General features: G+C 65.5%; 24 protein-coding genes. 23 read left to right on the forward strand and 1 reads right to left on the reverse strand.

Annotated elements, in window-relative coordinates; all coding sequences use genetic code 11:
* Positions 1-376 precede the first annotated feature (376 nt).
* The 7 genes from HHL14_RS08220 to HHL14_RS08250 all read left to right on the forward strand — a co-directional run bounded on the left by HHL14_RS08220 (position 377) and on the right by HHL14_RS08250 (position 7224).
* Positions 377-1783: a hypothetical protein gene (locus HHL14_RS08220; RefSeq protein ID WP_169497090.1), complete on the forward strand. Its 1407-nt coding sequence runs from the start codon at positions 377-379 to the stop codon at positions 1781-1783.
* Between the two features lie 395 nt (positions 1784-2178).
* Positions 2179-2757 carry a YqgE/AlgH family protein gene (locus HHL14_RS08225; protein ID WP_075295732.1) on the forward strand — a complete coding sequence of 193 codons (579 nt, stop codon included), beginning with the start codon at positions 2179-2181 and terminating at the stop codon, positions 2755-2757.
* A 10-nt stretch (positions 2758-2767) separates the two neighbouring features.
* Positions 2768-3208 carry a Holliday junction resolvase RuvX gene (ruvX, locus tag HHL14_RS08230; protein WP_169497091.1) on the forward strand — a complete coding sequence of 147 codons (441 nt, stop codon included), beginning with the start codon at positions 2768-2770 and terminating at the stop codon, positions 3206-3208.
* Positions 3195-3737 carry a bifunctional pyr operon transcriptional regulator/uracil phosphoribosyltransferase PyrR gene (gene pyrR / locus HHL14_RS08235; RefSeq protein ID WP_169497092.1) on the forward strand — a complete coding sequence of 181 codons (543 nt, stop codon included), beginning with the start codon at positions 3195-3197 and terminating at the stop codon, positions 3735-3737. The genes ruvX and pyrR overlap by 14 nt, the downstream gene beginning before the upstream one ends.
* Positions 3738-3929: 192 nt before the next feature.
* On the forward strand, positions 3930-4955 hold the full coding sequence (locus tag HHL14_RS08240) for an aspartate carbamoyltransferase catalytic subunit (RefSeq protein WP_169497093.1): 1026 nt from the start codon (positions 3930-3932) through the stop codon (positions 4953-4955).
* A 71-nt stretch (positions 4956-5026) separates the two neighbouring features.
* Positions 5027-6307 (forward strand): dihydroorotase, encoded by a 1281-nt coding sequence (locus HHL14_RS08245; protein WP_169497094.1) that lies wholly within the window; start codon positions 5027-5029, stop codon positions 6305-6307.
* 44 nt (positions 6308-6351) lie between these two features.
* Positions 6352-7224 carry a lysophospholipid acyltransferase family protein gene (locus HHL14_RS08250; protein ID WP_169497095.1) on the forward strand — a complete coding sequence of 291 codons (873 nt, stop codon included), beginning with the start codon at positions 6352-6354 and terminating at the stop codon, positions 7222-7224.
* A 61-nt stretch (positions 7225-7285) separates the two neighbouring features.
* On the opposite strand, the gene HHL14_RS08255 is transcribed toward HHL14_RS08250, so the two are convergent.
* Positions 7286-8158, reverse strand: coding sequence for a symmetrical bis(5'-nucleosyl)-tetraphosphatase (locus HHL14_RS08255; protein WP_169497096.1), 873 nt, complete (start codon positions 8156-8158; stop codon positions 7286-7288).
* Between the two features lie 209 nt (positions 8159-8367).
* Here HHL14_RS08255 and HHL14_RS08260 point away from each other — a divergent pair, with 209 nt between their 5' ends.
* From HHL14_RS08260 to HHL14_RS08335, 16 genes are all read left to right on the forward strand, one after another.
* On the forward strand, positions 8368-9279 hold the full coding sequence (locus HHL14_RS08260) for a GDP-mannose 4,6-dehydratase (protein WP_169497270.1): 912 nt from the start codon (positions 8368-8370) through the stop codon (positions 9277-9279).
* Between the two features lie 417 nt (positions 9280-9696).
* The gene (gene rfbB / locus HHL14_RS08265; protein WP_169497097.1) at positions 9697-10758 is read left to right on the forward strand and encodes a dTDP-glucose 4,6-dehydratase; all 1062 of its coding nucleotides are present in this window, start codon (positions 9697-9699) and stop codon (positions 10756-10758) included.
* 10 nt (positions 10759-10768) lie between these two features.
* Positions 10769-11662, forward strand: coding sequence for a glucose-1-phosphate thymidylyltransferase RfbA (gene rfbA / locus HHL14_RS08270; protein ID WP_169497098.1), 894 nt, complete (start codon positions 10769-10771; stop codon positions 11660-11662).
* Positions 11647-12198, forward strand: a complete 552-nt coding sequence (gene rfbC / locus HHL14_RS08275; protein ID WP_169497099.1) for a dTDP-4-dehydrorhamnose 3,5-epimerase — start codon at positions 11647-11649, stop codon at positions 12196-12198. The genes rfbA and rfbC overlap by 16 nt, the downstream gene beginning before the upstream one ends.
* A 15-nt stretch (positions 12199-12213) precedes the next feature.
* Positions 12214-13140 carry a dTDP-4-dehydrorhamnose reductase gene (rfbD, locus tag HHL14_RS08280; RefSeq protein WP_169497100.1) on the forward strand — a complete coding sequence of 309 codons (927 nt, stop codon included), beginning with the start codon at positions 12214-12216 and terminating at the stop codon, positions 13138-13140.
* Between the two features lie 398 nt (positions 13141-13538).
* Complete coding sequence (locus HHL14_RS08285; protein WP_169497101.1) at positions 13539-14954, forward strand: mannose-1-phosphate guanylyltransferase/mannose-6-phosphate isomerase; 1416 nt, start codon at positions 13539-13541, stop codon at positions 14952-14954.
* A gap of 1 nt (position 14955) precedes the next feature.
* Entirely contained in the window at positions 14956-15774 is an 819-nt protein-coding gene (locus tag HHL14_RS08290) for an ABC transporter permease (RefSeq protein WP_169497102.1), read from the forward strand.
* A 4-nt stretch (positions 15775-15778) separates the two neighbouring features.
* The gene (locus tag HHL14_RS08295; RefSeq protein WP_169497103.1) at positions 15779-16555 is read left to right on the forward strand and encodes an ABC transporter ATP-binding protein; all 777 of its coding nucleotides are present in this window, start codon (positions 15779-15781) and stop codon (positions 16553-16555) included.
* A 240-nt stretch (positions 16556-16795) separates the two neighbouring features.
* Complete coding sequence (locus HHL14_RS08300) at positions 16796-18178, forward strand: phenylacetate--CoA ligase family protein (protein ID WP_169497104.1); 1383 nt, start codon at positions 16796-16798, stop codon at positions 18176-18178.
* Positions 18175-19770: a polysaccharide deacetylase family protein gene (locus HHL14_RS08305; RefSeq protein ID WP_169497105.1), complete on the forward strand. Its 1596-nt coding sequence runs from the start codon at positions 18175-18177 to the stop codon at positions 19768-19770. The genes HHL14_RS08300 and HHL14_RS08305 overlap by 4 nt, the downstream gene beginning before the upstream one ends.
* Positions 19767-20888, forward strand: a complete 1122-nt coding sequence (gene wecB, locus HHL14_RS08310) for a non-hydrolyzing UDP-N-acetylglucosamine 2-epimerase (RefSeq protein ID WP_169497106.1) — start codon at positions 19767-19769, stop codon at positions 20886-20888. The genes HHL14_RS08305 and wecB overlap by 4 nt, the downstream gene beginning before the upstream one ends.
* Complete coding sequence (locus tag HHL14_RS08315; RefSeq protein ID WP_169497107.1) at positions 20857-22134, forward strand: glycosyltransferase; 1278 nt, start codon at positions 20857-20859, stop codon at positions 22132-22134. The genes wecB and HHL14_RS08315 overlap by 32 nt, the downstream gene beginning before the upstream one ends.
* Positions 22131-23279, forward strand: a complete 1149-nt coding sequence (locus tag HHL14_RS08320; RefSeq protein WP_169497108.1) for a glycosyltransferase — start codon at positions 22131-22133, stop codon at positions 23277-23279. Before HHL14_RS08315 ends, HHL14_RS08320 begins: the two co-directional genes overlap by 4 nt.
* A 4-nt stretch (positions 23280-23283) precedes the next feature.
* A complete protein-coding gene (locus tag HHL14_RS08325) occupies positions 23284-24708 on the forward strand; it encodes a UbiA family prenyltransferase (RefSeq protein WP_169497109.1) in 1425 nt (474 codons plus the stop codon).
* Positions 24705-26024, forward strand: coding sequence for an FAD-binding oxidoreductase (locus tag HHL14_RS08330; RefSeq protein ID WP_169497110.1), 1320 nt, complete (start codon positions 24705-24707; stop codon positions 26022-26024). The genes HHL14_RS08325 and HHL14_RS08330 overlap by 4 nt, the downstream gene beginning before the upstream one ends.
* Positions 26021-26761, forward strand: a complete 741-nt coding sequence (locus HHL14_RS08335) for an SDR family oxidoreductase (protein WP_169497111.1) — start codon at positions 26021-26023, stop codon at positions 26759-26761. The genes HHL14_RS08330 and HHL14_RS08335 overlap by 4 nt, the downstream gene beginning before the upstream one ends.
* The last annotated feature ends 75 nt before the right edge of the window (positions 26762-26836 follow it).

The following is a 26836-nucleotide window of genomic DNA, read 5'->3' on the forward strand; positions in this document are numbered from 1 at the left end:
TTCATGGCTTGCGCGGCGCGCCGGCATCCGCCGGAGTTGGCCTGTCAGGGCCGGTGAACGCAATGAATGGAAGAGGGCCAGGGGCGCTGATCCCAAAGTCTGATCCGCAAGTGCTGCTCCCCCAGGTCCGGCTTCAAAGTTTGACCCGCAGTTCGATCCCGAAGGTGAGCGGCGCCGCGCGCCGCGCAATTGCTGCAATCGCTTGAAGCGTCCGGTGTGCCCGGCATCCTGTGTCATCTTGCCAGCGCGGAACATCGTCGGGCGCGCCGTGTCGCAACGGTAGTCTGTCATTGTCCTGTCGCCGCTTCTCGCGCGTTGGCCGAGCACTCTGCAAGCGGCGCGAAGCGACGGCCCGTCAGCTTCGTGTCGCTCGCCCATGACTCTTCGATCCGCAGCACCCGTTTCCTTCGATGCCCTGCCGAACCCGCGCGGCGGCGCGGTCCGCCCCGCGGAACTGGCGCTCGCCGAGGCATCGCTCGCGTTCGAGCAGCAGCACGAGAGCGGCGCCGCGTTGCTGCGCGCGTCGCACGCGCTACGCACGGCCGGTTGGCTCAGCGCGCAGCGTTTCGCCGACGCGCTGGTGCGGCTTTCGCCGCTCGCGGGCGGTGAGCCGGCCGAGGCGGAGAGCGCGCGGTCGGTATTCGGCGCGGCGCTGCGCGACTTCCGCGCGGCGCTCGAACGTCACAATCTGCGCGAGTTGTGCTGCTCGCCGACACTGTTCGATCACTACCGGCAGTTATGTGCGCAACTGGCCGACCATACGCCGGGTTCCGCCGTCGCATTCGAGGACCTGGCATTGTGCGCGCGACCGGTGCCACCGGCGTCGCTGCACGCGCAACCGGCCGATCGTCTCGTGCATCTGCGGGCACGCTACGAGCGCGCGCTGCTGCCGGTGCTGCGCTCGCAGGCCGACACCGGTAGCGCGGTGGCGCTCGCCGTCACCAATGCCGCGCTCGACGAGCTCGACGCGGTCTTCAGCGAGCTTGCCGGTCCCGATCCGTACGACTTCTGGCGTCTCGCGCGCGCCTGCGCGAAGGCGCTGCGCGCCCGCGGCCACGCGAGTCGCGATACCGACGCGCGGCGCTTCTATGCGCGCTGCAATCTGGCGTTGGCCGATCATGCGCGCGGCATTGAGCGCGCACCGCGTTCGCTGGTGCGCGCGACGCTCGCGCTGCTGTGGCGCGATTACGCGCTGTTCGGCGCGGCTGCTGAAGATGCCGATCAGGTCGAGGTGCTGCACGATTACGGCCTGACCGTCGACTGGCACGTCGCCGGCACGCAAGCGTCGGAGATGCTGTGGGAGGCGGGCGCGCAGCAGACCCAGGCGCTGTCGCTCACGCGCGATCTCGGCGTGCTGACCGTCAACGCGAACGCCTACGAAGATTTTCTGCAGACCGCCGACGCGTCGATCCAGGCGCTCACCGCGCATGCCCGCGCGGCCGACCAGCCGGAGAAGGCCGATCCGAGCGAGGCGCTGCAGGCGGGCGATGCCGCTTACCGGCTCGGCTCGGCGGCCTGTGCGCTCGGCCTCGGCCACGTTGCGCTGCTCGCCGATGCGTTGGGGCTCGCGTGGCGGCGTCGCGCGCATGCGGGTGTCGCGACGCCCGCGGTGCGCGCGCACGTGATCGTCGGCGCGCCGGCCGCCGATACGCTCGAGCAGGCCGCCGAGGCCTTGCGCGCGACGCTGCATCAGGTCGCCGCGGGCGTCGCGCCGGCCGGCGGCAGTCTCACGCAGACGGCGCTGTCGGCGCTCACGCGTGCGATCGAACAGGGCGGCGCCTGAATTTGCGCATAAGTTCGTACATCAGTTTGCGCACCAATTTGCAGATGAATTCGCACGTCGGTCCGCATCGCCGGTCGGACCTGAAGCCGCGTGTGAAGCCCCAGCCGGCTGCGCGCTCGCCGCGCGTGGCCTTTGCGCGCCATTCGAGGTGACGCGGCAAAAAGCCTTCCCAAACGCTTCGCGCGCACCCGCCATCGCGCAACCGGCGAGTCGCGGCGAACGCATCGTTCTGCGCGGTGTTTCGGCGCTTGATCGCGGCATGGCGCGAGCCGTGCGCGTGATAGAGTGCAACCTGATCCGGCGTCGATGGCACACGGCACGCGCATTGCAACGCATCGCGCGATGCTGCTCGAAGCAGCCCGCCATCCCGCATCGTCTTTGCTAAAATCCGAACTATGTCCAAGAGTACCGATCGCATCAATCTGACCAACCAGTTCCTGATCGCCATGCCGAACATGGCTGATCCGACGTTTTCAGGAACGGTGGTCTACCTTTGCGATCACAGTGAGCGCGGCGCGCTCGGCCTCGTGATCAACCGGCCGACCGATATCGACCTGCAGGCGCTCTTCAATCGCATCGATCTGAAGCTCGAGATCGAACCGCTTCTCCATGTTCCCGTGTATTTCGGCGGCCCGGTGCAAACCGAGCGCGGTTTCGTGCTGCACGACCCGAAAAGCGGCAGCGGCTATACGTCGTCGATGTCGGTGCCGGGCGGGCTCGAAATGACCACCTCGAAAGACGTGCTCGAAGCCGTCGCGAGCGGTACCGGCCCGGAACGTTTCCTGCTCACGCTCGGCCACGCCGGCTGGGGCGCGGGTCAGCTCGAAGACGAAATCTCGAAGAACGGCTGGCTGACGGTCGAGGCCGATCCGAAGATCGTTTTCGACGTGCCCGCCGAAGATCGTCTCGAAGCGGCGCTCGCGCTGCTCGGCGTGTCGCTGTCGATGCTCTCCGGCGAGGCCGGGCACGCATGAGGGGCCGCGCATGAATCTGCCGGCCGGACGTGAGGCGACGCTGCTTGCGTTCGACTACGGCGAAAAACGCATCGGCGTGGCGGTCGGCAATTCGCTCACGCGCAGCGCGCGGTCGCTCGTCGTCGTGCAGAACCGCAGCAAGGACTACCGGTTCGAGGCGCTCGGCAAGCTGATCGCCGAATGGAAACCCGACGCGCTGGTGGTCGGTTTGCCGATGCATCCCGATGGCACGCCGCACGAACGCACGCAGCTCGCGAAGCGCTTCGGCAACCAGTTGAACGGCCGTTTCAATCTGCCGGTCACGTGGGTCGACGAACGCTACTCGTCGGTCGAAGCCGAAGCGGAAATCCGCGCCGGCAACGGCCGCGCCGACATGCTCGACGCCGAGGCCGCGCGCATCATCCTCCAGCAATATCTAGACGGACTTTCCGACGATCATGAGTTCCATTGACGCCGAAGCGCTGTATCGCGCGTTGCTCGACCAGATTCGCGCGGCGTATGGCGACAGGCTCGCCGCCGCGCCGGGTAGCGCCGAAGCAATCGTGCTGGCCGGCATCCATAGCGGCGGCGCGTGGCTCGCCGAACGGCTCGCGCGCGATCTGAAGCTGCCGAGCTTCGGCGTGGTGAACGTCGCGCTGCATCGCGACGACTACGCGAAGAAGGGGCTGCACGCGCAGGCGAGCCCGACCTCGTTGCCGTTCGCGGTCGACGGCAGCCGCATCGTGCTGGTCGACGACGTGCTGTACACCGGCCGCACGATTCGCGCGGCGGTGAACGAGCTATACGACTACGGCCGGCCGGCGTCGGTCGAACTTGCGGTGCTCGCCGATCGCGGCGGACGTGAGTTGCCGGTGGCGGCACGCTTCGTCGGCGGCACGGTGGACGTGCCGGCCAACGCGACGCTGGTGCTGGTCCGCGACGATAGCGACAGCGCAGCCGGCCCGCGGTTTTCTTTTCACACTGAAGCGCGCGTCGATTGAAACTCGTGCGCGCAGTACGCGGCGCGTGCGGCCCGAGGGCAACAGGGTCGCAACGAGGCGGTCCCACGCAAGGTGGCGCGACGCACACAAGGCCGCGCTGCCGCCAGCCATCACACAACGCCGCGCGACTCGACACACGCCATGCGCCGCGACACCGATCAAGTTGAAGTCCGTATTTGAAGCAGGTACATCATGAACACCGCCACCCAGGCTCCGCAGGATTCCTCCGCTAGCGCATCCGAGCGCTTTCGCTATGGCTTCCTGAAGGGCAACCCGCAGCTCACGAAAAACGGCGAGCTCAAACATTTGCTGTCGATCGAAGGTCTGCCGAAATCCATCGTCAATCACATTCTCGATACCGCCGACCAGTTCGTCAGCGTGACCGATCGCGAAGTGAAGAAGGTGCCGTTGCTGCGCGGCAAGTCGGTGTTCAACCTGTTCTTCGAGAACTCGACGCGCACCCGCACCACCTTCGAGATCGCGGCGACACGTCTGTCGGCCGACGTGCTGAACCTGAACATCAACGCGTCGTCGACGAGCAAGGGCGAATCGCTGCTCGACACGATCAACAACCTGTCGGCGATGCACGCGGATCTGTTCGTCGTGCGTCATGCGTCGAGCGGCGCGCCGTATCTGATCGCGCAGCACTGCGCGCCGCACGTGCACGTGATCAATGCCGGCGACGGCCGTCACGCGCACCCGACGCAGGGTCTGCTCGACATGTACACGATCCGCCACTACAAGAAGGACTTCACGAAGCTGCGCGTGGCGATCGTCGGCGACATTCTGCATTCGCGTGTCGCGCGCTCGGACATTCATGCGCTGACCACGCTCGGCGTGCCCGAAGTGCGCGCGATCGGTCCGCGCACGCTGCTGCCGGGCGGCCTCGAACAGATGGGCGTGCGCGTGTTCCACAACCTCGACGAAGGCCTGAAGGACGTCGACGTGATCATCATGCTGCGTCTGCAGAACGAGCGCATGAGCGGGGCGTTGCTGCCGTCGTCGCAGGAGTACTTCAAGAGCTGGGGCCTGACGCCCGAGCGTCTCGCGCTCGCCGCGCCCGATGCGATCGTGATGCACCCCGGTCCGATGAACCGCGGCGTCGAGATCGACTCGCAGGTCGCGGACGGCCCGCAATCGGTGATCCTGAACCAGGTGACGTTCGGCATCGCGGTGCGCATGGCGGTGATGGGGATCGTCGCGGGCAACAACGACTAGGTAACGATCAGGCAAGGTCTGGTCACGCAGCCGGACCACCGGCTGAACCACAGGTTTAACAAAGGCAGCGCATGAAGATTCATATTCAAGGCGGCACGCTGATCGATCCGGCAGCGGGCACCGAACAGCAGCAGGACATTTTTATCGACGCGGGCAAGATCGCCGCCATCGGCCACGCGCCGGCCGGTTTCCAGGCGGAGCGCACGATCGACGCGCACGGTCTCACGGTCGCACCGGGTCTCGTCGACCTGTGCGCGCGGCTGCGCGAGCCGGGCTACGAGCACAAGGCGACGCTCAAGTCCGAAATGGCCGCGGCGGTCGCGGGCGGCGTGACGAGCCTCGTCTGTCTGCCGGACACCGATCCGACGCTCGACGAACCGGGCCTCGTCGAGATGCTGCGGTTCCGCGCGCGCAATCTGAATCAGGCGCACGTGTATCCGCTCGGCGCGCTGACGGTCGGTCTCAAAGGGCAGGTCATCACCGAGATGGTCGGGCTGACCGAAGCGGGCTGCGTCGGCTTTTCGCAGGCCGATACGCCGATCGTCGACACCCAGGTGACGATGCGCGCGCTGCAGTACGCGAAGACCTACGGTTTCACCACGTGGCTGCGTCCGGTGGATGCGTATCTCGGCAAGGGCGGGGTTGCCGCGAGCGGTGCGCTGGCGTCGCGGCTCGGTTTGTCGGGCGTGCCGGTCGCGGCCGAAACGATCGCGCTGCACACCATCTTCGAACTGGTGCGCGTGACGGGCGCGCGTGTGCACATCTCGCACGTGTCGTCGGCGGCGGGCGTCGAGCTCGTGCGCGCGGCGAAGGCCGAAGGCTTGCCGGTATCGTGCGACGTCACGGTGAACCACGTGCATCTGATCGACCTCGACATCGGTTACTTCGACGCGCAGTTCCGCCTCGATCCGCCGCTGCGCCAGCAGCGCGATCGCGAAGCGATCCGCGCGGGTCTGCTGGACGGCACGATCGACGCGATCTGTTCGGCCCACACGCCGGTCGACGACGACGAAAAGCTGCTGCCGTTCGCCGAGGCAACGCCGGGTGCAACCGGCCTCGAACTGTTCCTGTCGCTGACGGTGAAATGGGCCGACGAAGCGGGCGTGCCGCTCGCCACCGCACTTCATCGCATCACGGCGGCGCCGGCGCAAGTGCTCGGTCTCGAAGCGGCGGGCAGCATCGCGGTCGGCGCGGTGGCCGACGTGTGCGTGTTCGATCGCCACGCGCACTGGCGCGTCGAGCCGCGCGCGCTGAAGAGTCAGGGGCACAACACGCCGTTCCTCGGCTACGAACTGCCGGCTTGCGTGCGGGCGACCGTCGTGGCGGGCCAGCTCGCGTACGAAGCGCGCTGAGCCGCATCGTTCCGGTTTCGGTTCATTCGAGGAAAGCTCCGCTCATGAAGCTCGCGTTACGTAAGGTCCGTCTCATCGCGCATCTGCTGCACGGCATGTGGACCGTCGCGACGCGTTTTCCGAACGCGAGCGCCGAGCGGCGTCACGCGCTCAATCGGGCATGGTCGCTGAAGATGCTGCGGCTGTGCGGGATGCGGCTCGTCGTGCATAACGACGCGGTGCGGCTCGATCGCGGCGCGCTCGTGGTCGCCAATCACATCTCGTGGATCGACATCTACGTGATCAATGCGTGGCGGCCGACGCCGTTCGTGTCGAAGGCGGAGATCCGTCAATGGCCGGTGGTCGGCTGGCTCGCGCAGCAGTTGGACACGGTCTTTATCCAGCGCGAGAAGCGCAGCGACGCGAAGCGGATCATGCACGAACTCGCGGATCGGCTGAGCGCGGGCGAGCTGATGTGCGTGTTTCCAGAGGGCACGACGTCGGACGGGCTCGGCTTGCTGCCGTTTCACGCGAACATGTTTCAGGCGGCGGTGTCGGCCGGCGTGCCGGTGCAGCCGGTGTGCATCATGTATGAAGACGCGCAGGGCCGGCAGTCGACGGCCCCCGCGTACATCGACGATCTGTCGCTATCCGACTCGCTCGACATGCTGTTGCGCGGCGCTCCGCTGACCGCGCATGTGTACGTCGGCGCGCCGCTCGCGCCGGGCGCGGACCGGCGCGAACTGGCGGCGCAGGCGCAGCAGGTGGTGGCGGACGCGTTGCTCGACATGCAGCGCGGCCAGGCCGTTACCGGTACGCTCGCGCGGGAGAGTGAAGCGCAGGCCGTTGCCGGGACGATTGCTCCCGCCGCTGCCGCCGCTGTAGTTGAGCCGGAATCCTTGATCGAGCCTGCCGATCATTCGGGGCGCTCGGCCTGAGCGTGAAATTGCGCTTTGGCGGAAGCCACGGCGCCGGGTGCGCCACGAATTCTTCTTCGTTTTAATTCCCGCCGCGCGGCACGCCGCACGCATCGCAATCGACCTGCGTCAGCGTGCGTTCCGCCGGATTCTTCGTCAGCCGTACCGCCGACAGTTTCTGCCCCCACACGCAGCCCGAATCGAGCCCGACCAGGTTGTCGCGCAACAGCAGGCCGAGCGCGGCCCAATGGCCGAACACGACGGTGAGGTCGGCGGTCTTGCGCGACGGCACATCGAACCACGGCATGCAGCCGGCCGGCGCGGAAGCGAGCGTGCCGCTGCTGCTGAAATCCATCGTGCCGTCGGTGTCGCAAAAGCGCATGCGCGTGAGCGCGCTGCAGGTGACGCGCAGGCGGTCGATACCCTTCAGGTTGTTCTTCCAGCGATTCGGCTCGTTGCCGTACAGGCCCGCCAGCGTCTCTTTCCAGTTCGGCGCGCGCAGCGCGCGCTGCAATTCGTCGGCGAGTTCGAGCGTGAGCGTGAGGTCCCATTGCGGCAGCACGCCTGCGTGGACCATCAGCATGCCGTCGTCGAAATGCGCGAGCGGGCGGTGGCGCACCCATTCGATCAGGTCGGCTGCATCGGGCGCGGCGAGGATCTCGTCGATCGTGTCGCCTTTCTTCGACTTGCGGATCCCCGCCGACACCGACAGCAGATGCAGATCGTGATTGCCGAGCACTGGCACCGCGCGCTTGCCGAGTGCGATCACGTCACGCAGTGTCGCGAGCGATTCGGGGCCGCGGTTGATCAGGTCGCCGGCGAACCACAGCGGCGTACCGGCAGGCGGTGCGGCCTTCGCGAGCAGTTGTTCGAACGGCTTGCGGCAGCCTTGCAGATCGCCGAACGCAAGAGGGACCGGGGAAGCGGACGTGCTGGAGGCGGTGGACGGAGTCATCAAACGAAGTGGAAGCAATTCGATACACGCGGTGACGCACGAGACGTGCCGCGGTGGGCGGTGCAACAAGCTAGCGTGACATAATAGCCCGTTTGCGGTTCGGATATCGTGCCATTGCATGGCGGGAGGCCACTTGCCGGCGAGCCCGCGTGAATCGCGCGCGTTATTGCGCTACAACAAACAGGATGACTCTCGTGAACGAAGCCAGCATGCCGTCTTCCGGTACGAAGCAACCTTTTCGCACGCTCGTCACCGGCGCGAGCGGTTTTACCGGCCGCTATCTGGTCGAGCAATTGTCAGCGCGCGGTCATACCGTGATCGAGGCGGTGTCCGGCCGCGACGAGCCCGACACGCCGACGCGCGTGAAGCTCGACATCACGTCGCCGGAACAATGCCGGCGCGTGCTCGATAGCGTGCGGCCCGACTACATCGTGCATCTGGCCGCGATCAGCTTCGTCGGTCACGACGATCCGCTCGACTTCTATCGCGTCAACGTGATCGGCACGCTGAACCTGGTCGAAGCCTGCGCCGCGATCGGCCACGTGCCGCGCAAGCTGCTGATCGCGAGCAGTGCGAACGTGTACGGCAACGTCAGCAGCGCGGCGATCGACGAGACCTTCCCGCTCACACCGGTCAATCACTACGCGGCCAGCAAGGCGGCGATGGAAGCGATGCTGCGCACATGGTTCGACCGTCTGCCGATCCTGATCGTGCGGCCGTTCAACTACACCGGCCGCGGCCAGGCGGTGAATTTCCTCGTGCCGAAGATCGTCAGCCACTTCGCGCGCCGTGCGCCGTCGATCGAACTCGGTAACATCGACATCGCGCGCGACTTCTCGGACGTGCGTTATGTCGCGAGCGCATATGAAGCGTTGCTCGCGGCGGACGTCGCCGGCGAAATCGTCAACGTCTGCACGGGCACGCCGTACTCGTTGCGCGAGATTCTCGGCGCCGCGAGCGAGCTGACCGGGCATGAACTCGAAATCCAGGTCAATCCCGCCTTTGTCCGGCAAACGGACGTCAGGATGCTGGCCGGTTCGCCGGCGAAATTGCGCACGCTCGTGCCATCGGTCGAGTCGATTCCGTTCATCGACACGCTGCGCTGGATGCTCACTGCCTGAATGGCGCATACGGGCGCCGCTTCGCCCAGTGTCTCAGCGGCGCCGGCACGTGCTGCATTTACAGCCTTTCACGATGCCTTCAGCGTGCTTCTCCCGCGTTTACGTTGCCTTCCCGGGATCACGGTGTGCTGCACGGCGCACGCTCATATGTGCATCAAAATGCGCGTAAACGCACCTAAAAAGCCGGTTTTCAGGCTCAACGGCAACCAATTCTGTCAAGCTGTTTCAAGTTGTTAGGGTTCTAGTTTTTGCCCGGGGCGGCTTTATAATCGAGGCTTCATAAAAATTGGCGTCTGAGTGTCCGTTGGTTGTGAGACGGCGCGACGGGCGCCAGCGGCAACGGACACCACCACCACGCGGGGTGTACGGGTCGGCAAGCTCGCTGCCGCCTGTCACTAACATCTAGAAGGGAATTTCATGATCCTGGTAACGGGCGGTGCCGGCTTTATCGGTGCCAACTTCGTGCTCGACTGGCTGAATGCGTCGGACGAAGCGGTGCTTAACGTAGACAAGCTGACCTACGCAGGCAATCTGGGCACGCTGAAGTCGCTACAGGGTAATCCCAACCATATCTTCGCGCGCGTCGACATCTGCGACCGCGCCGCGCTCGACGCGCTGCTCGCCGAACACAAGCCGCGCGCGGTGCTGCATTTCGCGGCCGAAAGCCACGTGGACCGCTCGATTCACGGCCCGGCCGATTTCGTGCAAACCAACGTGGTCGGCACGTTCACGCTACTCGAAGCGACCCGCAACTACTGGAATACGCTGGGCGAAGCCGAGCGTGCCGCGTTCCGCTTCCTGCACGTGTCGACCGACGAAGTGTTCGGCTCGCTGTCCGCCACCGATCCGCAATTCTCCGAGACTACGCCGTACGCGCCGAATAGCCCGTACTCGGCGACCAAGGCCGGCTCCGACCACCTCGTGCGCGCGTACCATCACACGTACGGGCTGCCGGTGCTGACCACGAATTGCTCGAACAACTACGGCCCGTACCAGTTCCCCGAAAAGCTGATTCCGCTGATGATCGCCAACGCGCTCGCGGGCAAGCCGCTGCCGGTGTATGGCGACGGGCAGAACGTGCGCGACTGGCTGTACGTCGGCGATCACTGCAGCGCGATCCGCGAAGTGCTCGCGCGCGGCAAGCCGGGCGAAACCTACAACGTCGGCGGCTGGAACGAGAAGAAGAATCTCGAGGTCGTGCACACGCTGTGCGATCTGCTCGACCAGCAGCGTCCGAAGGCGACGGGCTCGTATCGCGACCAGATCACCTACGTGACGGACCGTCCGGGTCACGATCGCCGTTACGCGATCGACGCCCGCAAGCTCGAGCGCGAACTCGGCTGGAAGCCGGCGGAAACCTTCGAGACCGGTCTCGCGAAGACGGTCCAGTGGTATCTGAACAACCAGGCATGGTCTGACGAAGTCGCTTCGGGCGAGTACCGGAAGTGGGTCGAGACCAACTACGCGCAACGCGCGTAAAGGCACGGCAATGGCGCGCAAAGGCATTATTCTCGCGGGCGGTTCGGGCACCCGCCTGTATCCGATCACGCATGTCGTCTCCAAGCAGCTGCTGCCGGTGTACGACAAGCCGATGATCTACTACCCGCTGTCCACGCTGATGGTGGCGGGCATCCGCGACGTGCTGATCATCTCCACGCCGCAGGACACGCCGCGCTTCGAGGCGATGCTCGGCGACGGCAGCCAGTGGGGCATGAACATCCAGTACGCGGTGCAGCCGTCGCCGGATGGGCTCGCGCAGGCGTTCATCATCGGTCGCGAGTTCGTGAACAACGATCCGTCCGCGCTGATTCTCGGCGACAACATCTTCTACGGCCACGACCTCGCGAAGCAGCTCGAGCGCGCCGACGAACAGCCCGATGGCGCGACCGTGTTCGCGTATCACGTGCAGGATCCGGAGCGCTACGGCGTGGTCGAATTCGACAAGCAGTTCCGTGCGTTGTCGATCGAGGAAAAGCCGCTCAAGCCGCGTTCGAACTACGCGGTCACGGGACTGTACTTCTACGACAAGCAGGTCTGCGACATCGCCGCCGACATCAAGCCGTCGCCGCGCGGCGAACTCGAAATCACCGACGTGAACTCGCGCTACCTCGCGAACGCGGCGCTGAACGTCGAGATCATGGGCCGCGGCTATGCATGGCTCGACACCGGCACGCACGATTCGCTGATCGAGGCGGCGACCTTCATCGCGACGCTGCAGAAGCGTCAGGGTCTCGTGGTCGCGTGTCCGGAAGAGATCGCGTACCGCCGTCAGTGGATCGATGGCGAGCAGTTGCTCGCACTCGCCAAGCCGCTCGCGAAGAATGCCTACGGGCAATACCTGCAAAACATTCTTACGGATCACGTCGCATGGCCATCCAGGTAACCGCAACCGCGCTGCCCGAAGTCAAGATCATCGAGCCGAAGGTGTTCGGCGATGCACGTGGCTTCTTCTTCGAAAGCTTCAACGCAACCGAATTCGCCGAGAAGGTCGAGGCGGGCGTCGAGTTCGTGCAGGACAACCACTCGCGTTCGGCGAAGGGCGTGCTGCGCGGGCTGCACTATCAGATCCAGCATGCGCAGGGCAAGCTCGTGCGCGTGGTCGAGGGCGAAGTGTTCGACGTCGCGGTCGACATCCGCAAGAGTTCGCCGAACTTCGGCAAGTGGGTCGGCGTGACGCTGTCGGTCGAGAACCATCGGCAATTGTGGGTGCCGCCGGGTTTCGCGCACGGCTTCGTGGTGCTGTCGGAGTCCGCGCAGTTCCTCTACAAGACCACCGATTACTGGTTCCCCGAGCACGAGCGCAGCATCGTCTGGAACGATCCGGCGATCGGCATCGAATGGCCGTTCGACTTCGAGCCGTTGCTCGCGGCGAAGGATGCGGCGGGCAAGCGGCTGGCTGAAGCCGAAGTCTACGCATAAGCACGAGGGGATCGCATGAGCGCACAGAATGCCACGCCGACGATTCTCGTCACCGGTGTGAACGGCCAGGTCGGCTACGAACTCGCGCGCACGCTGCAAGGGCTCGGCAACGTGGTTGCGGTCGACCGTTCCCGGCTCGATCTGTCGAACCTCGATCAGATTCGCGCGGTGGTGCGCGACGTGCGTCCCACGCTGATCGTCAATCCGGCCGCGTACACCGCGGTGGACAAGGCCGAAGAAGAGCGCGATCTGGCGATGCGCATCAACGGCGAAGCGCCCGGCGTGCTCGCCGAAGAGGCGAAGAAGCTCGGTGCCGCGCTGATCCACTATTCGACCGACTACGTGTTCAACGGCACCAAGGAAGGCGCGTACGTCGAAGACGATCCGACCGATCCGCAGAACGTCTACGGCGCGAGCAAGCTCGCCGGCGAACAGGCGATCGCGGCGAGCGGCGTCAATCATCTGGTGCTGCGCACGAGCTGGGTGTACGGCACGCGCGGCAAGAACTTTCTGCTGACGATGCTGCGCCTCGGCGCCGATCGTCCGGAGCTGAAGGTCGTCGCCGACCAGTTCGGCGCGCCCACCTGGTGCAACACGATCGCGACGCTGACCGCGCATCTGTGCGCTCAGTCGTTCGCCGCCGAAGACGGCGCGAAGTGGTGGAGCGAGCGCTCGGGCATCTATCACCTGTGCGCGGGCGATGCGACTTCGTGGCATGGCTTCGCGTCGGCGATCTTCGAACTCGCCGATCTGCCGAACAAGCCGAATACGCTGCCGATTCCGGCGGCGGATTATCCGACGCCGGCGAAGCGCCCAGCCAATTCCAGAATGTCTAACGACAAGCTGGCGCGCGTGTTCGGGCTGGCCGCGCCGCATTGGCGCGACGCACTGCGGCTGTGTCTGACTGACGGCTTTCCGAAGTCGCCGGCGGCGCGCGGCTGAGGCAGGTTTTCGACGCAGCCGGCGGCAGGCGCTCGCGCGGGTTGCCCGCACCGCATCGAACGGACTGTCTGGCGTTGTCGTTGCCGCACGCGCCGTTGCGTTACACGCTGTGTTACCCGATGTGTTACCGATACTCGCCGCAGTGTCGCGTCACGCTAACGGTGCCTGACAATGGTGAAAGGGCACAGCGGTAGAATATCGCTCGACGAGAAGGCGCACTGCAGCGCCCGTCGGGCAGCGCGGCGTATCACTACTCGACGCGTGCAGGCAACCGCATTCCCGTACCACCCACCGGCTTTGCGGGCCGGTCAGGTGCTCGACGCGAATGCGCAAGTCCATGCAAGTCCATACGCAAATCAATACGACCGCGTAATAAATACGGTACTGAGAGGGGAGCTGTGAGTTTGTTACCGATTATTCTGTGCGGCGGAGCGGGATCGCGGCTCTGGCCGGTGTCGCGCGAATCGCACCCGAAGCCGTTCATCCGTCTCGCGGACGGCGAGAGCCTGCTGCAGAAAGCCTTCCTGCGCGCGGTCGCGCTGCCCGATGTGAAAGAAGTGCTGACGGTAACCAACCGCGAGCTGTTCTTCAAAACCGAGGACGATTTCCGCGAGGTGAACGCACGCGGCATCGCGACCTCGTTCATTCTCGAACCGTTCGGCCGCAATACGGCCGCGGCGGTCGCCACCGCGGCACTGCATACGGCGAAGGCGCACGGCGAGGACACGGTGATGCTGGTGCTCGCCGCTGATCATCTGATCGCCGACCAGAACGCATTCGCGGCGGCGGTTGCGCGCGCGCGGACGCTGGCGCAGGCCGGCAAGGTCGTGACCTTCGGCATGCGTCCCGACACGCCGGAAACCGGCTATGGCTATATCGAGGCGGACGGCGAGAACGTCGTGCGTTTCGTCGAGAAGCCGTCGCTGGATAAAGCCCGCGAGTATCTGGCATCGGGCAAGTTCGTGTGGAACTCGGGCATGTTCTGCTTCACCGCGGGCACGATCCTGAAGGAAATGCGCGAGCACTGCCCGGAGATTCTCGATGCCGCGGCCGACTGCATGGACAAGTCGCCGTCGGCCGAGGGCAGGAGCGGCGCGCAGGTGCGTCTGGAGCCGGGTTGTTTCGGCGCGGTGCCGGATCTGTCGTTCGATTACGCGGTGATGGAGAAATGCGAGCACGCGGCGGTCGTGTGCTGTGATCTCGGCTGGACCGACGTCGGTTCGTGGACCGCGCTGTCCGATCTGTCGCCGGCCGACGCGAGCGGCAATCGCGTCGAGGGCGAAGCGCTGCTCGTCGACGTGAAGAATTCGTATCTGCGCAGCGGCGGTCGCCTGATCGGCGCGGTCGGCATCGACAATCTGATCGTGATCGATACGCCCGACGCGCTGCTCGTCGCGAACAAGGACCGCGCGCAGGACGTGAAGCAGATTTTCGCGGAGCTGAAGGCGCGCGGTCATGAAGCGTACAAGGTGCATCGCACCGTGCATCGGCCGTGGGGCGCGTACTCGGTGCTCGAAGAAGGTCCGCGCTTCAAGATCAAGCGCATCGAGGTGAAGCCGGGCGCGAGCCTGAGCCTGCAGATGCATCATCACCGCAACGAGCATTGGGTCGTGGTGAGCGGCATGGCCAAGGTGGTCAACGGCGAGAAGGAGTTCTTCGTGTCCACCAACGAGTCGACCTATATTCCGGCGGGTCACAAACATCGCCTCGAAAATCCGGGCGTCGTCGAGCTCGTGATGATCGAAGTGCAAAGCGGCGAATATCTGGGCGAAGACGATATCGTTCGCTTCGAAGACATTTACGGACGTACTTGAGATGGATATCAGTTTTACCAACAACTCTGAAGACCTCACGCGTCACACCGAGCAAGACGACCTGCTGGTCGGCATGAAGGCGGTGCGAGTCTGGGGCACGCTCGGCTGGCATGACATCCGGCAGCGCTATCGCCGCTCGGTGCTCGGACCGTTCTGGTTCACGCTGAGCACGATCATCATGGTGGTGGTGCTCGGCGCGCTGTATTCCACGCTGCTGCATCAGGAAATCGCCGACTATCTGCCGTATCTGGCGGTGGGTCTCGTCGTGTGGGCGTATCTGGCGGCGGTCGCCAACGAGGGCTGTCTCGCGTTCATCGGCGCCGCGTATCTGATCAAGCAGATCAGGCTGCCGCTCACGGTTCACGTCTGCCGGATCGCGTGGCGCAACTTCGTGATCCTGCTGCATAGCCTGCCGGTCGTCGTCGTGCTGCTGCTGGTTTTCGGTCATTGGCCGGGCTGGGAATTCGTGCTGGTGCCGCTGGCACTCGTGATCCTGCTGCTGCACGGCGTGTGGCTCGGCGTCACGCTCGGCGTGCTGTGCGCGCGCTTTCGCGACATTCCGCCGATCGTCACCAACCTGATCCAGGTCGTGTTCTTTTTCACGCCGGTCATGTGGTCGCCGGAAATCCTGAAGGACCGCGCGTGGGTCGCCGAATACAACCCGCTCTATCACCTGATCGAAACGGTGCGCGCGCCGCTCACCGGCCGCCCGACCCACTGGGAGTCGTGGGCGTGGTCGATTGGCCTGCTGATCGTCGGCTTTGCGTTCGCGCAGTTGCTGATGAAGCGTTTCCGTAATCGCGTTCCTTACTGGCTTTGATATTGTGAGTTCCTCATCGATTGTCGCTCGTAACATCTCCGTCGAATTTCCGATTTACGAGAACTCGCACCGCTCGCTGAAAAAGGCGGTGCTCAATCTGACGACGGGCGGCCGGATCGGCCAGGACGCGGGTCGCCATGCGATCGTCCGCGCGATCGACGACCTCAGCTTCACCTTCGGCGAAGGCGAGCGCGTCGGCCTGATCGGCCACAACGGCTCGGGCAAGACGACGCTGCTGCGCACGCTGTCGGGCGTCTATGCGCCGGTGCGCGGCGAGCTGAAAGTGCAGGGCAAGATCGCCTCGCTGCTCGACGTGTCGATGGGCCTCGACCCCGACGCGACCGGCTTCGAAAACATCTATCTGCGCGGCATTCTCGACGGGCTCAAGCCCGCGCGCATCCGCAGCAAGATCGACGAGATCGCCGACTTCAGCGAACTCGGCGACTACCTGAATCTGCCGGTGCGGACCTACTCGAGCGGGATGATGCTGCGCCTCGCGTTCGCGATCTCGACGAGCGTCGAAGCCGACATCCTGATCATGGACGAGTGGCTGAGCGTCGGCGACGCCGAGTTCAGCGTGAAGGCGGCCGAGCGTCTCGAGAGCCTCGTCGGCAAGGCGGCGCTGCTGGTGGTGGCCTCGCACGACCCGAAGCTCGTCGCGCGCGTGTGCAATCGCAAGATCTCGATGGAGCACGGCAAGATGGTCGCCGACGAACCGGTGACGCCGCCGGCAAAGACCGACGAGCCGCTCGTCAGTCAGGCCGCGCAGATGCCGCACTAAGACCGCCGGCGCCAGCTCTGCAAGTGCAAGGCTGGCGCCCACCCCATGCGCGACAGCACGGCGGCCACCGTGCCAACGTCGCGGGATCGGAAATCCGCCGGGCTTACCGGGCGGGCGAAGAGCATGGCGAGCGTCGCGTAACACGATCGGGCAGCCGCGCCATCCGAAGCGCGCGCTTCAGACAACGCAGTCCAGAAACACCCTCGGGCCCGACCCGAGGCGTAACAAGGTTCGAATTTCATGCGAGCTAATCACCCATTCCTGCGCTACTCCGAATCTCTGCTCGTGCGCCAGCCGTTTCGCACGCTGAAGGGTTTCGCGGGCGGCTATATTGCGTATCCGATTGCGGAGAGCGCAGAAAAGCGCAACGTGCGCCCGAAAATCCGCGAACTGCGCGAGCACTACACGCTGCCGATGCCGCATCGTCGCCGCATCGCGCTCGAACGGCTCGCCGCGACGCTCGAATTCGCCGGCGCGAAGGTGCCTTACTATCGCGATCTGTTTCAGGCGAAGCAGTTCGATCCGCTGAAGGTCAAGGACGATCCACGCTATCTGGAAGAGCTGCCGTATCTGACCAAGGACATCATCCGCGAGCAGGGGCCGCGTCTGCTGTCGGGGCCGCTCGAAGCCGGCAAGCATCACGCGTGCAAGACCGGCGGCTCGACCGGGCTGTCGACGGTCATTTACTACGACCAGCAAGGCGCCGATTATTCGTCGGCGGTCACCAGCTATTGCCGCGAACGCATCGGCAAGCTGCGTCATCGCTCGGAGCTGCACTTCGCGTGCCGCTTCCCGGATCAGGCCGTGCCCGAATGGCCGTCGCGCGAAGACTTCAAGTGCTTCGCGATGAACCGCAGCAACATCTTCTTCGATCGCATCGACGACGAAGGCCTCGAGGAAATGTGGCGCACGCTGAAGCGTCGCCGGCCGTACCTCGCGCACTCGCATCCGTCGACGATGTACGCGCTCGCCTGCTACGTCGATCGCAAGTACGGCGGCGGCAACGCGTTCAAGGTATTCGAGTCGAGCGGCGAGCTGCTGGAGCCGCATGCGCGCGAGATGATCGCGAAGGCGCTGCGCTGCCGCGTGATCGACCGCTACGGTCTCGCCGAACTCGGCGTGATGGCCTACGAACTCGACGGCCATGAAGGCGGCTTCCAGATTCTCGAATCGGAAGGCTGGCCCGAAAGCCGCGTCGCGCCCGACAACCCCGACGGCGCGCACGAACTCGTGTTCACCGGTTTCCGCAACCGGCTGATGCCGCTGATCCGCTACACGACCGGCGACCTCGCGCGCGTGCAGGAGACGGACAAGGGCTTTTTCCTGACCGACGTGGTCGGACGGATTCACGACGTGGTGCCGATCAACGGCGTCGCGCATCCGACCCATCACATCCAGGACATGCTCGATCACCGCGTCGGCGGAATCCAGGAATTCCAGATCGATCTGCGCACCTCGCCGCCCACCTTGCGCATCGTGCTCGAACCGCATGCGAATGCGGAAGAGACGACCGCGAAGCTGCGCCATTTCTGGCAGGACGCGTTCACGATCGCCTATGTCGGTCACGACGATTTCGTGCGCGTGGGCAGTCGCGCGAAATTCCGCCACGTGGTGAGCGCATGATCGGCGTCGCGTTTCCGGATACGCGCGCCGAAGCGGGGCAGCACGTGCTGGCGGCGCTGCGGCGCTCGGTCAGCGCGACCCAGGCGCAGACGATCACGCGCAATATGCTGCAGGAGATGGCCCCGGACGTGGTGGTCGCCGTCGACGCGCCCGATGCGTGGAGCGCGGACCTGATCGCCTACGTGACCGGGAACGGAAACGGAAACGCGCGCCCGCGCAAGCTGATCGTGTTCGGCCATATGCCGATCGCGCTGGCCGACTATCTGCGCTACCGGCCGGCGAGCCTGCCGGCCGAACTCGGCGACGCGAGCCGCAGCGCGTCGGCGCCGTGCGGCGAGTCGCGCGAAAGCGCGGCGGCGGTGCGCTACGGCGCGCTCGCGCAGACACTGGGCGGCGCGGCCTGGCATCGGCCGTTCGAGCGCTTCGACTTCACCGACGAATGGAACAACCTCGGCTACGGCGCGATTCGCGCCGACGGCTCGATCTGGGCACTCGCGGAAGCCGCCGAGGTGCCGGCCGAAGCGGAGCTGGCGGCGGTCGTCGTGAACGGCGAGCGGCAGTTCGCGTACGCGGCGCTGTGGGATGCGGGTACGTCGGGTGTGCTGTGGTTCAACCGTCCGGTCGGTCCGTGCGATTCGTTCGAATGGCGCCTGGTCGAGCAGTTCCTGTCGGCGTATCGTGCCGATGCGCTGCCGTGTCAGCCGGTGCTGAGCGAACTGCCGTGGGGCTACGATGCGGCGATCACGTCGCGGCTCGATTGCGACGAGGACGTCGAATCGGCGCGGCCGCTGTGGCAGGCCTACCAGCGTCTCGGCGTGCCGTTTTCGCTCGCGGTGCATACGCGGAATCTGGAGCGCGAAGGGCAGCACGAGATCCTGCGCGAACTGCTCGCCGACCGGCGGCAAGGCGCGGTGCTCTCGCACACGGCCACGCACGCGCCGAACTGGGGCGGCAGCTACGACACCGCGCTCGCGGAAGGCGCGCATTCGGCCCATCTGCTCGAACGCGCGACCGGCGTGCCGGTGCGCTACGCGGTATCGCCGTTTCACCAGTCGCCGCCGTATGCGATGCGCGGCCTCGCCGACGCGGGCTACGCGGGCTGTATCGGCGGCATCATCCGCAACGATCCGGAGTTTCTGAGCGCGCGCGGCGGCGCGTTGGCCGGTCTGTCGGCGGGCTTCGTCGCCCATAGCCAGCAGTGCATGCTGCACGGCGACTGCATGCTGAAAGAGGGCGATCCGCTCGCGGTCTTCAAGCAGGCGTTCGACCTCGCTTACGCCACCAACACGCTGTTCGGCTATCTCGACCATCCGTTCTCCGAGCGCTACGCATACGGCTGGTCCGACGAGGCCGCGCGCATCGACGCGCACGAGCAGCTGATCGCCTACATGCGCGGCAAAGCGCAACGGCCGCTGTTCCTGCACGAAGAGGCCGCGCTCGATTTTCTGCGGATGCGCTCGCTCGCGCAGATCGTCGAGGAAGACGGCGTGTTTCGCGTCGTCATGCCGTGTGCCGCGACGTCGCCGCTGATGCTCGGCGTCGAATTCCGGGGCACTCATACCAAGGTCGAAGCGGGGAAAGCACTGCAATGAAAGTAATGGTGGTGATGGGCACGCGGCCCGAGGTCATCAAGCTCGCGCCGCTGGTGCGGGCGCTACGTGGCGAGTTCGAGACGATCGTCTGCGCGAGCGGACAGCACAAGGACATGGCCGCGCAAGCGCTGGAATTTTTCGGCATCGAGCCGGACCTCACGCTCGACACGATGCATCCGGGCCAATCGCTGAACGCGCTCGCGTCGCGTCTGATCGCCGCGCTCGATCGCGCGCTCGACGAAGTGCGTCCCGACTGGGTGATCGTGCAGGGCGATACGACGACCGCGTTCTGCGCGGGCTTCGCGGCGTTCCAGCGCGGCATTCGCGTCGGCCACGTCGAGGCGGGGCTGCGTACCGGCGATCTGGCGAGTCCGTTTCCCGAGGAAGCGAACCGCAGCCTGCTCGGCCGTATCGCGACGCTGCATTTCGCGCCGACCTCGCGTGCGCGTGACAGCCTGCTTGCCGAAGGCGTCGCCGCGGAAAAGATTCTGGTGACCGGCAATACGGTCGTCGATGCGATCGACGAAGTGCGCGCGAGCTGGCGCGTCGCGCCGCCGGCGAGTCCGCTGCCCGCGTGGCACGGCGCGCAGCAACAGCACGTGCTGGTGACGTGCCACCGGCGCGAGAATTTCGGCGACGTGCTGCAGGACATCTGCCGCGTGCTGCGCGATCTGTGTCAGCGCTACAGCGATTACCGCTGGGTGTTTCCGGTGCATTTGAATCCGGCGGTGCGCGGTCCCGTGCATCGCGAACTCGACGGGATTCCTAACCTTGCGCTGATCGAGCCGGTCGACTATCCGACCAGCCTGCATCTGATCAGCAATAGCGCGGTCGTGGTCAGCGACTCCGGCGGCATCCAGGAAGAGGCACCGACCTTCGGCGTGCCGGTCGTCGTGATGCGCAATCACACCGAGCGCCGCGAGGGCGTCGATGCCGGTTTCGCGACGCTGGCGGGCCAGAGCGCGGCGAGTATCGAAAGTGCGGTGATCGGCTGGCTCGACGACCCGGCGCGGCGCGCGGCGCTGCGCGATCGCGCGAATCCGTATGGCGACGGGCTGGCGTCGAAACGCATCGTCGACAGCCTGCATGGCCGACCGGTCGAGGTGTTCGTTGGTTGAGCGCAATACCGCCGCGCTTCCCGCGCAAGACTGCGTACTGTTTTCGACCGCCGACTGGGACGAACCGTACTGGACCAACAAGCAGCACACGGCGAGCATTCTGGCCGCGCGCGGCTGGCGGATTCTGTACGTGGAAAGCGTCGGCTTCCGCTCGCCGAAAGTGGCTAGCGGTCGCGACTGGTCGCGGCTGTGGCGGCGTTTGTGGCGCGGCGTGCAGTCGCTCGTGCTCGGGCCGCCGCGGCGTGCCGACAACCTCTGGGTGCTGTCGCCGCTGATGGTGCCGGCGGGGCATCATCTGCCGTTCGTGCGCTCGCTGAATCAGGCGATGCTGCGGTTTTCGGTGAACCGTTTCGCAAGAGCACATCGTTACGACAAGCCGGTCGTGTGGACTTACCACCCGTACATGCTCGATTCGATCGCGACGCTGCCGCGCGGGCCGCTCGTCTATCACTGCGTCGACGATATCGCGGCGATTCCGGGCGTCGACGTCGACGCGTTCCGCAACGCGCAGCAGGCGCTGCTCGGGCGCTGCGAGGCGGTGTTCACGACCGCGCAGTCGCTCAAGGACGTGTGCCTGCCGTTCAATCCCAACACGCACTTTTTCGGCAACGTGGTCGATGCCGCGCACTTCGGGGAAGCGCGCGCGGAGGGGCCGTTGCCCGCGGAGCTGGCCGCGATCGCCGAGCCGCGGCTCGTCTATCACGGCGTGCTGTCGGACTTCAAGGTCGACTTTCCGCTGCTGCTGCAAACCGCGCAGGCGCGGCCGCAATGGCAGTGGGTGATCATCGGCGAGGAACGCGAAGGACAGCGCAGCGAACTGCTCGCGCAACTCGCGCGACTGCCGAACGTGCATCTGCTCGGCTATCGGCCGTATCAGGCACTGCCGCGATATTTGCGCGGCATGCGGGTCGGTGTGCTGCCGACGCTGATCAACGAATACACGCATTCGATGTTTCCAATGAAGTTCTACGAATATCTCGCGGCGGGTTTGCCGGTCGTGTCGACGCCGCTCGATTTCGCGAAGGAGCCGCGCGAGGGTCTCGAAGTCGGCGGCGATGCAAATGCGTTTATCGCGGCGATCGAAAAGCAGCTCGCGCGCGGCAAGCTGAGCGAGGAGGAAGCGCGCACGGCGGTTGGCGAGAATACGTGGGAAGCGCGGCTCGACAAGATGCTGGCGATCACGTTCCACTGCCCGCCAGCAGGCGGCAGCGGCGCGCGGCAAGCGGGCGCGGAGGTGCGCACGTGAGGGTCGTTCATGTGTACCGCACCTACTTCCCGGATCCGCCCGGCGGCTTGCAGGAAGCGATCCGCCAGATTGCGCTGTCGACGCGCGAGCGCGGCGTCGACGCGCGCATCCTGACGCTGTCGCCGAACCCGACGCCGACGGTGGTCGATTATCCGGAAGGGCAGGTGATTCGCGAGAAGTCCTGGGCCGCGCCGGCTTCCTGCGACCTCGGCGGGCCTGGCTCGGTGAGCCGATATCGCGAGATGGCCGGGTGGGCCGACGTCGTGCATTTCCATTTTCCGTGGCCGTTCGCCGACGTGCTGCATCTGCTCGGGCGCACGAAGAAGCCGACGGTGATGACGTATCACTCGGACATCGTGCGGCAGAAGCTGCTCGGCGCCGTTTATGGTCCGCTGATGCGCCGCACGCTGCGCAGTATGTCGGCGGTGGTCGCGACCTCGCCGGCCTATGCGCGCACCAGCGAGACGCTGGCGGCGTGCGTGTCGAAGGAGCGCCTGAAGACGATTCCGCTCGGCATCATCGATTACCGCGACGTGCCGCAACCGGCCGACGCGCAGCGCAACCTGGAAGCGCGGCTGGGTCTCGCCGATGGCGAGCCTTATTTTCTGGCGCTCGGCGTGCTGCGCTACTACAAGGGGCTGCACACGCTCGTCGAGGCCGCGCGGCAGGTGAAGGCGAAGATCGTGATCGCGGGCTCCGGGCCCGAGCGCGAGCGGCTCGCCGCTTTGGCGCAGCAGCACGGCGCGACCAACGTCGTATTTGCCGGCCAGGTCACGCACGAGGAAAAGGTCGCGCTGCTGAAGGGCTGCCGTGCGATGGTGCTGCCGTCGCATCTGCGCTCGGAAGCGTTCGGCATGGTGCTGGTCGAAGCGGCGATGTTCGGCAAGCCGATGGTGTGCTGCGAAGTGGGCTCGGGAACGTCGTTTGTGAATGAGGATGGGGTGACGGGTTGGGTCGTCGCAAAAGAACAGGCGCCAGACCTGGCGCGCGCCATGAACGCGCTGCTCGCCGACGACGCACTTGCCGCCGCGATGGGGCGCGCTGCACGCACCCGCTATGAACGGCTGTTTTCCGGCGAAGCGCTCGGCAAGGCTTATAGTGCGCTGTACCAGGACGTGACGCAAAGCCACCAGGGGAAGGGTTAGCGAAATGCAATGGAAGACACTGGCCGTCGATCTGGACGGCACGTTGATCCGGTCGGACATGCTTATTGAGACGGGGTTCGCCTTTCTGAAGGCCCATCCGCTGCGCTTCTACCAACCGCTGATGTGGCTCGCGCAGGGTGGTAAGGCGCATCTGAAGGCGAAGCTCTCGGAGGCGACGCATGTCGACGTCGCGACCTTGCCGTACGACCCCAAGGTGATCGAATGGCTTCGGCACGAGCGCGCGGCGGGCCGTTCGCTGGTGCTCGCGACGGCCAGCGATGCCCGTTACGCGGAGGCCATCTCGGGCCATCTCGGTCTGTTCGACAAGACGCTCGCGACCGACGGCAAGGTGAATCTGTCCTCCGGCCGCAAGCGCGACGCACTGGTTCGCGAGTTCGGCGACAAGGGCTTCGACTACGCCGGCAACTCACACGACGACATCGCCGTGTGGGAGGCCGCGGAGCGCGCGTATGTCGTGAATCCGGCGTTCGGCGTCGAGCGGCGCGCGCAGAAAATCGGCAACGTCGAGAGCGTGCTGGAAACGCGCAGGAATCCGCTGCGCGTGTGGCTCAAAGCGCTGCGCATGCATCAGTGGCTCAAGAATCTGCTGATCTTCATTCCGCTGCTCGCCTCGCACGCGGTGTCGTCGCTCGCGCTCGATCTGCGCGGCGTGCTCGCGTTCGTGCTGTTCGGGCTGTGCGCGTCGAGCGTCTATCTGCTGAACGATCTGCTCGATCTCGAAGACGACCGCCATCATCCGACCAAGCGCCGGCGGCCATTTGCGTCCGGCGCATTGTCGATCGTCTGGGGCATGCTGGCCTTTCCGGTGCTGGCGATCGGCGCGTTCGCGGGCGCGCTGATCTGGCTGCCATGGCGCTTCGCCGCGGTGCTCGCCGGCTATTACGTGCTGACGATGGCGTATTCGTTCCTGCTCAAGCGCCGCGTGATTCTCGACGTCGTCGTGCTGGCGATGCTCTATACCGCCCGCATCATCGCCGGCACGGCGGCGTTCGGGATGACGCTGACGTTCTGGCTGCTGGGCTTTTCGATGTTCCTGTTCCTGAGCCTCGCGCTCGTGAAGCGTTATGCCGAGCTGCATGCGACGCGCGCGGCGGGCGGAGCGAAGGCGCGCGGTCGCGGCTATGTGGCCGACGATCTGCCGATGATCTCGTCGCTTGGTGCGGCTTCAGGCTATCTGTCGGTGCTGGTGCTCGCGCTGTACATCCAGGACTCGAAGACGACCCATCTGTACAGCCATCCGCAGGTCATCTGGCTGGCTTGCCCGCTGTTGCTCTACTGGATCAGCCGCACCTGGCTCATCACGCATCGCGGACTGATGCATGACGATCCCGTCGTCTTTGCGGCGAAAGACCGGACCAGTCTGCTCGTGGTCGCGCTGACGGGCTTCGTGTTCTGGCTGGCGATATGACGAAGGCGCTGAGCTCCTGGGGGCGTTACCCGAACTTCCCGCAGGCGGGACATCCGGTGCAGTGGCGCGATGCGCTTCAGTCGGTCTGGCGCGATGTCGCGCGCGCGAACGGCACGACGCTCGCTTACGGCAATGGCCGTAGTTATGGCGATAGCTGCCTCGCCGCCAGCGATCAGGTCGTGCATACACGGCCGCTCGATCGCCTGATCGCTGCGGACTGGCAAACCGGCGTGTTGCGCGCGGAAGCCGGCACGACGCTCGACGAAATCCTGCAGGTCGCCGTGCCGCGCGGCTGGATGCTGCCGGTCACGCCCGGCACCAAATACGTGACGCTCGGCGGGGCCGTCGCGAACGACGTGCACGGCAAGAATCATCACGTGAGAGGGACGTTTGGCCGTCACGTGCGGCGGTTCTCGTTGCTGCGCTCGGAGCGCGCGCCGCTCGAATGCTCGCCGGAGATCAACACCGAGTTTTTTGCCGCGACGATCGGTGGTCTCGGGCTCACCGGCGTGATCGAGTGGGTGGAAATTCAGCTCATGCCGATCCGCTCGAGCCGCATCTCGGTGACGAGCATCCGCTTCGCCAACCTCGACGAGTTCTTCGCGTTGTCGGAGGAGCTCGACAGCCGGCATGAATACAGTGTGGCGTGGATCGATTGCCTGAGCCGCGGCGCCGCGCTGGGCCGCGGCATCTTCATGGTCGGCGATCATGCGCAGACGGGCGGACTCGACGTGCCGGTGAAGAAAAAGAAGACCGTGCCGCTCACGCCGCCGATCTCGCTGATCAACCCGCTGACGCTGCGCGCGTTCAACACGCTGTACTACCAGCGCCAGCAGCGTAAGACCGTGTACAGCGAAGTCGATTACGACAGCTACTTCTATCCGCTGGACAGCCTGCTCGAATGGCACCGCATTTATGGCCGGCGCGGTTTCCAGCAGTATCAATGCGTGCTGCCGCAGGATCGCTCGCGCGATGCGATGCACGCGATCCTGGAGACGATCGGCAAGAGCGGCACCGGCTCGTTTCTCGCCGTGCTCAAGCGCTGCGGCGACCAGATTTCTCCGGGGCTCCTGTCTTTCCCGATGGAAGGCGCGTCGCTCGCGCTGGATTTTCCGCAGCATGACGAAGGCAACCGCGTGTTGTTCGAACAACTCGATGCGATCGTCCGAGAAGCGGGCGGTCGCATCTATCCGGCGAAAGACGCGCATATGTCGGCACAGGATTTCCAGGCCGCCTATCCACAATGGCGCCGGTTGGAGGCATTGCGCGATCCCGCGTTGATGTCACGTTTTTGGCAGAGAACCACACAGACATGAAAAAAGTCCTGATAGTCGGCGCGACATCCGCCATTGCCATCGCCTGTGCGCGCCGTTGGGCGGCCGAGGGCGCGGCGTTGTTCCTCGTCGGGCGGCATGCGGAGCGCCTCGAGCAGATTTGCGCCGATCTCGTGGCGCGCGGCGCCGCTTCGGCAACGAGCCACGTGCTCGACATGAACGATTTCGACGGCCACCAGCCGATGCTCGATGCCTGCGCATCCGCGCTCGGCGCCATCGATGTGGCGTTGATCGCGCACGGTACGCTGTCGGACCAGAAGGCCTGCGAACAGGATGTGAAAGTCGCGCTGCGCGAACTGTCCACCAACGGTCTTTCGGTGATCGCGTTGCTGACGCCGCTCGCCAATCTGATGGAGAGTGCGAAGACGGGCGTCATCGCGGTGATTTCTTCGGTGGCCGGCGATCGTGGCCGCCCGTCGAACTATGTGTACGGCACCGCGAAGGCGGCAGTCAGCACGTTCTGCGAAGGCTTGCGCGCGCGTCTCTTCAAGTCCGGCGTGCACGTGCTGACGATCAAGCCCGGCTTCGTCGATACGCCGATGACCGCCGGCATGCCGCTGCCGGGCCCGCTCGTGGCCACGCCGGAGCGGGTGGCGAACGACATCGTGCGTGCCGTCGGGCGACGCAAGGATTCGATTTATACGCCGTGGTTCTGGTCGGGAATCATGCTGATCATCCGCTCGGTGCCCGGCTTCCTGTTCAAACGGACCTCGTTGTAGGCGAAGTGCCGCCTGCGTGCCGGCACGTCCGGCGGCGAGGCTCTCGCGCCTCGCATCCTGCCGCGCAAAAGAGCC

Origin of the sequence: Paraburkholderia antibiotica (genome assembly GCF_012927125.1) — a bacterium.
Lineage (GTDB): Bacteria > Pseudomonadota > Gammaproteobacteria > Burkholderiales > Burkholderiaceae > Paraburkholderia > Paraburkholderia antibiotica.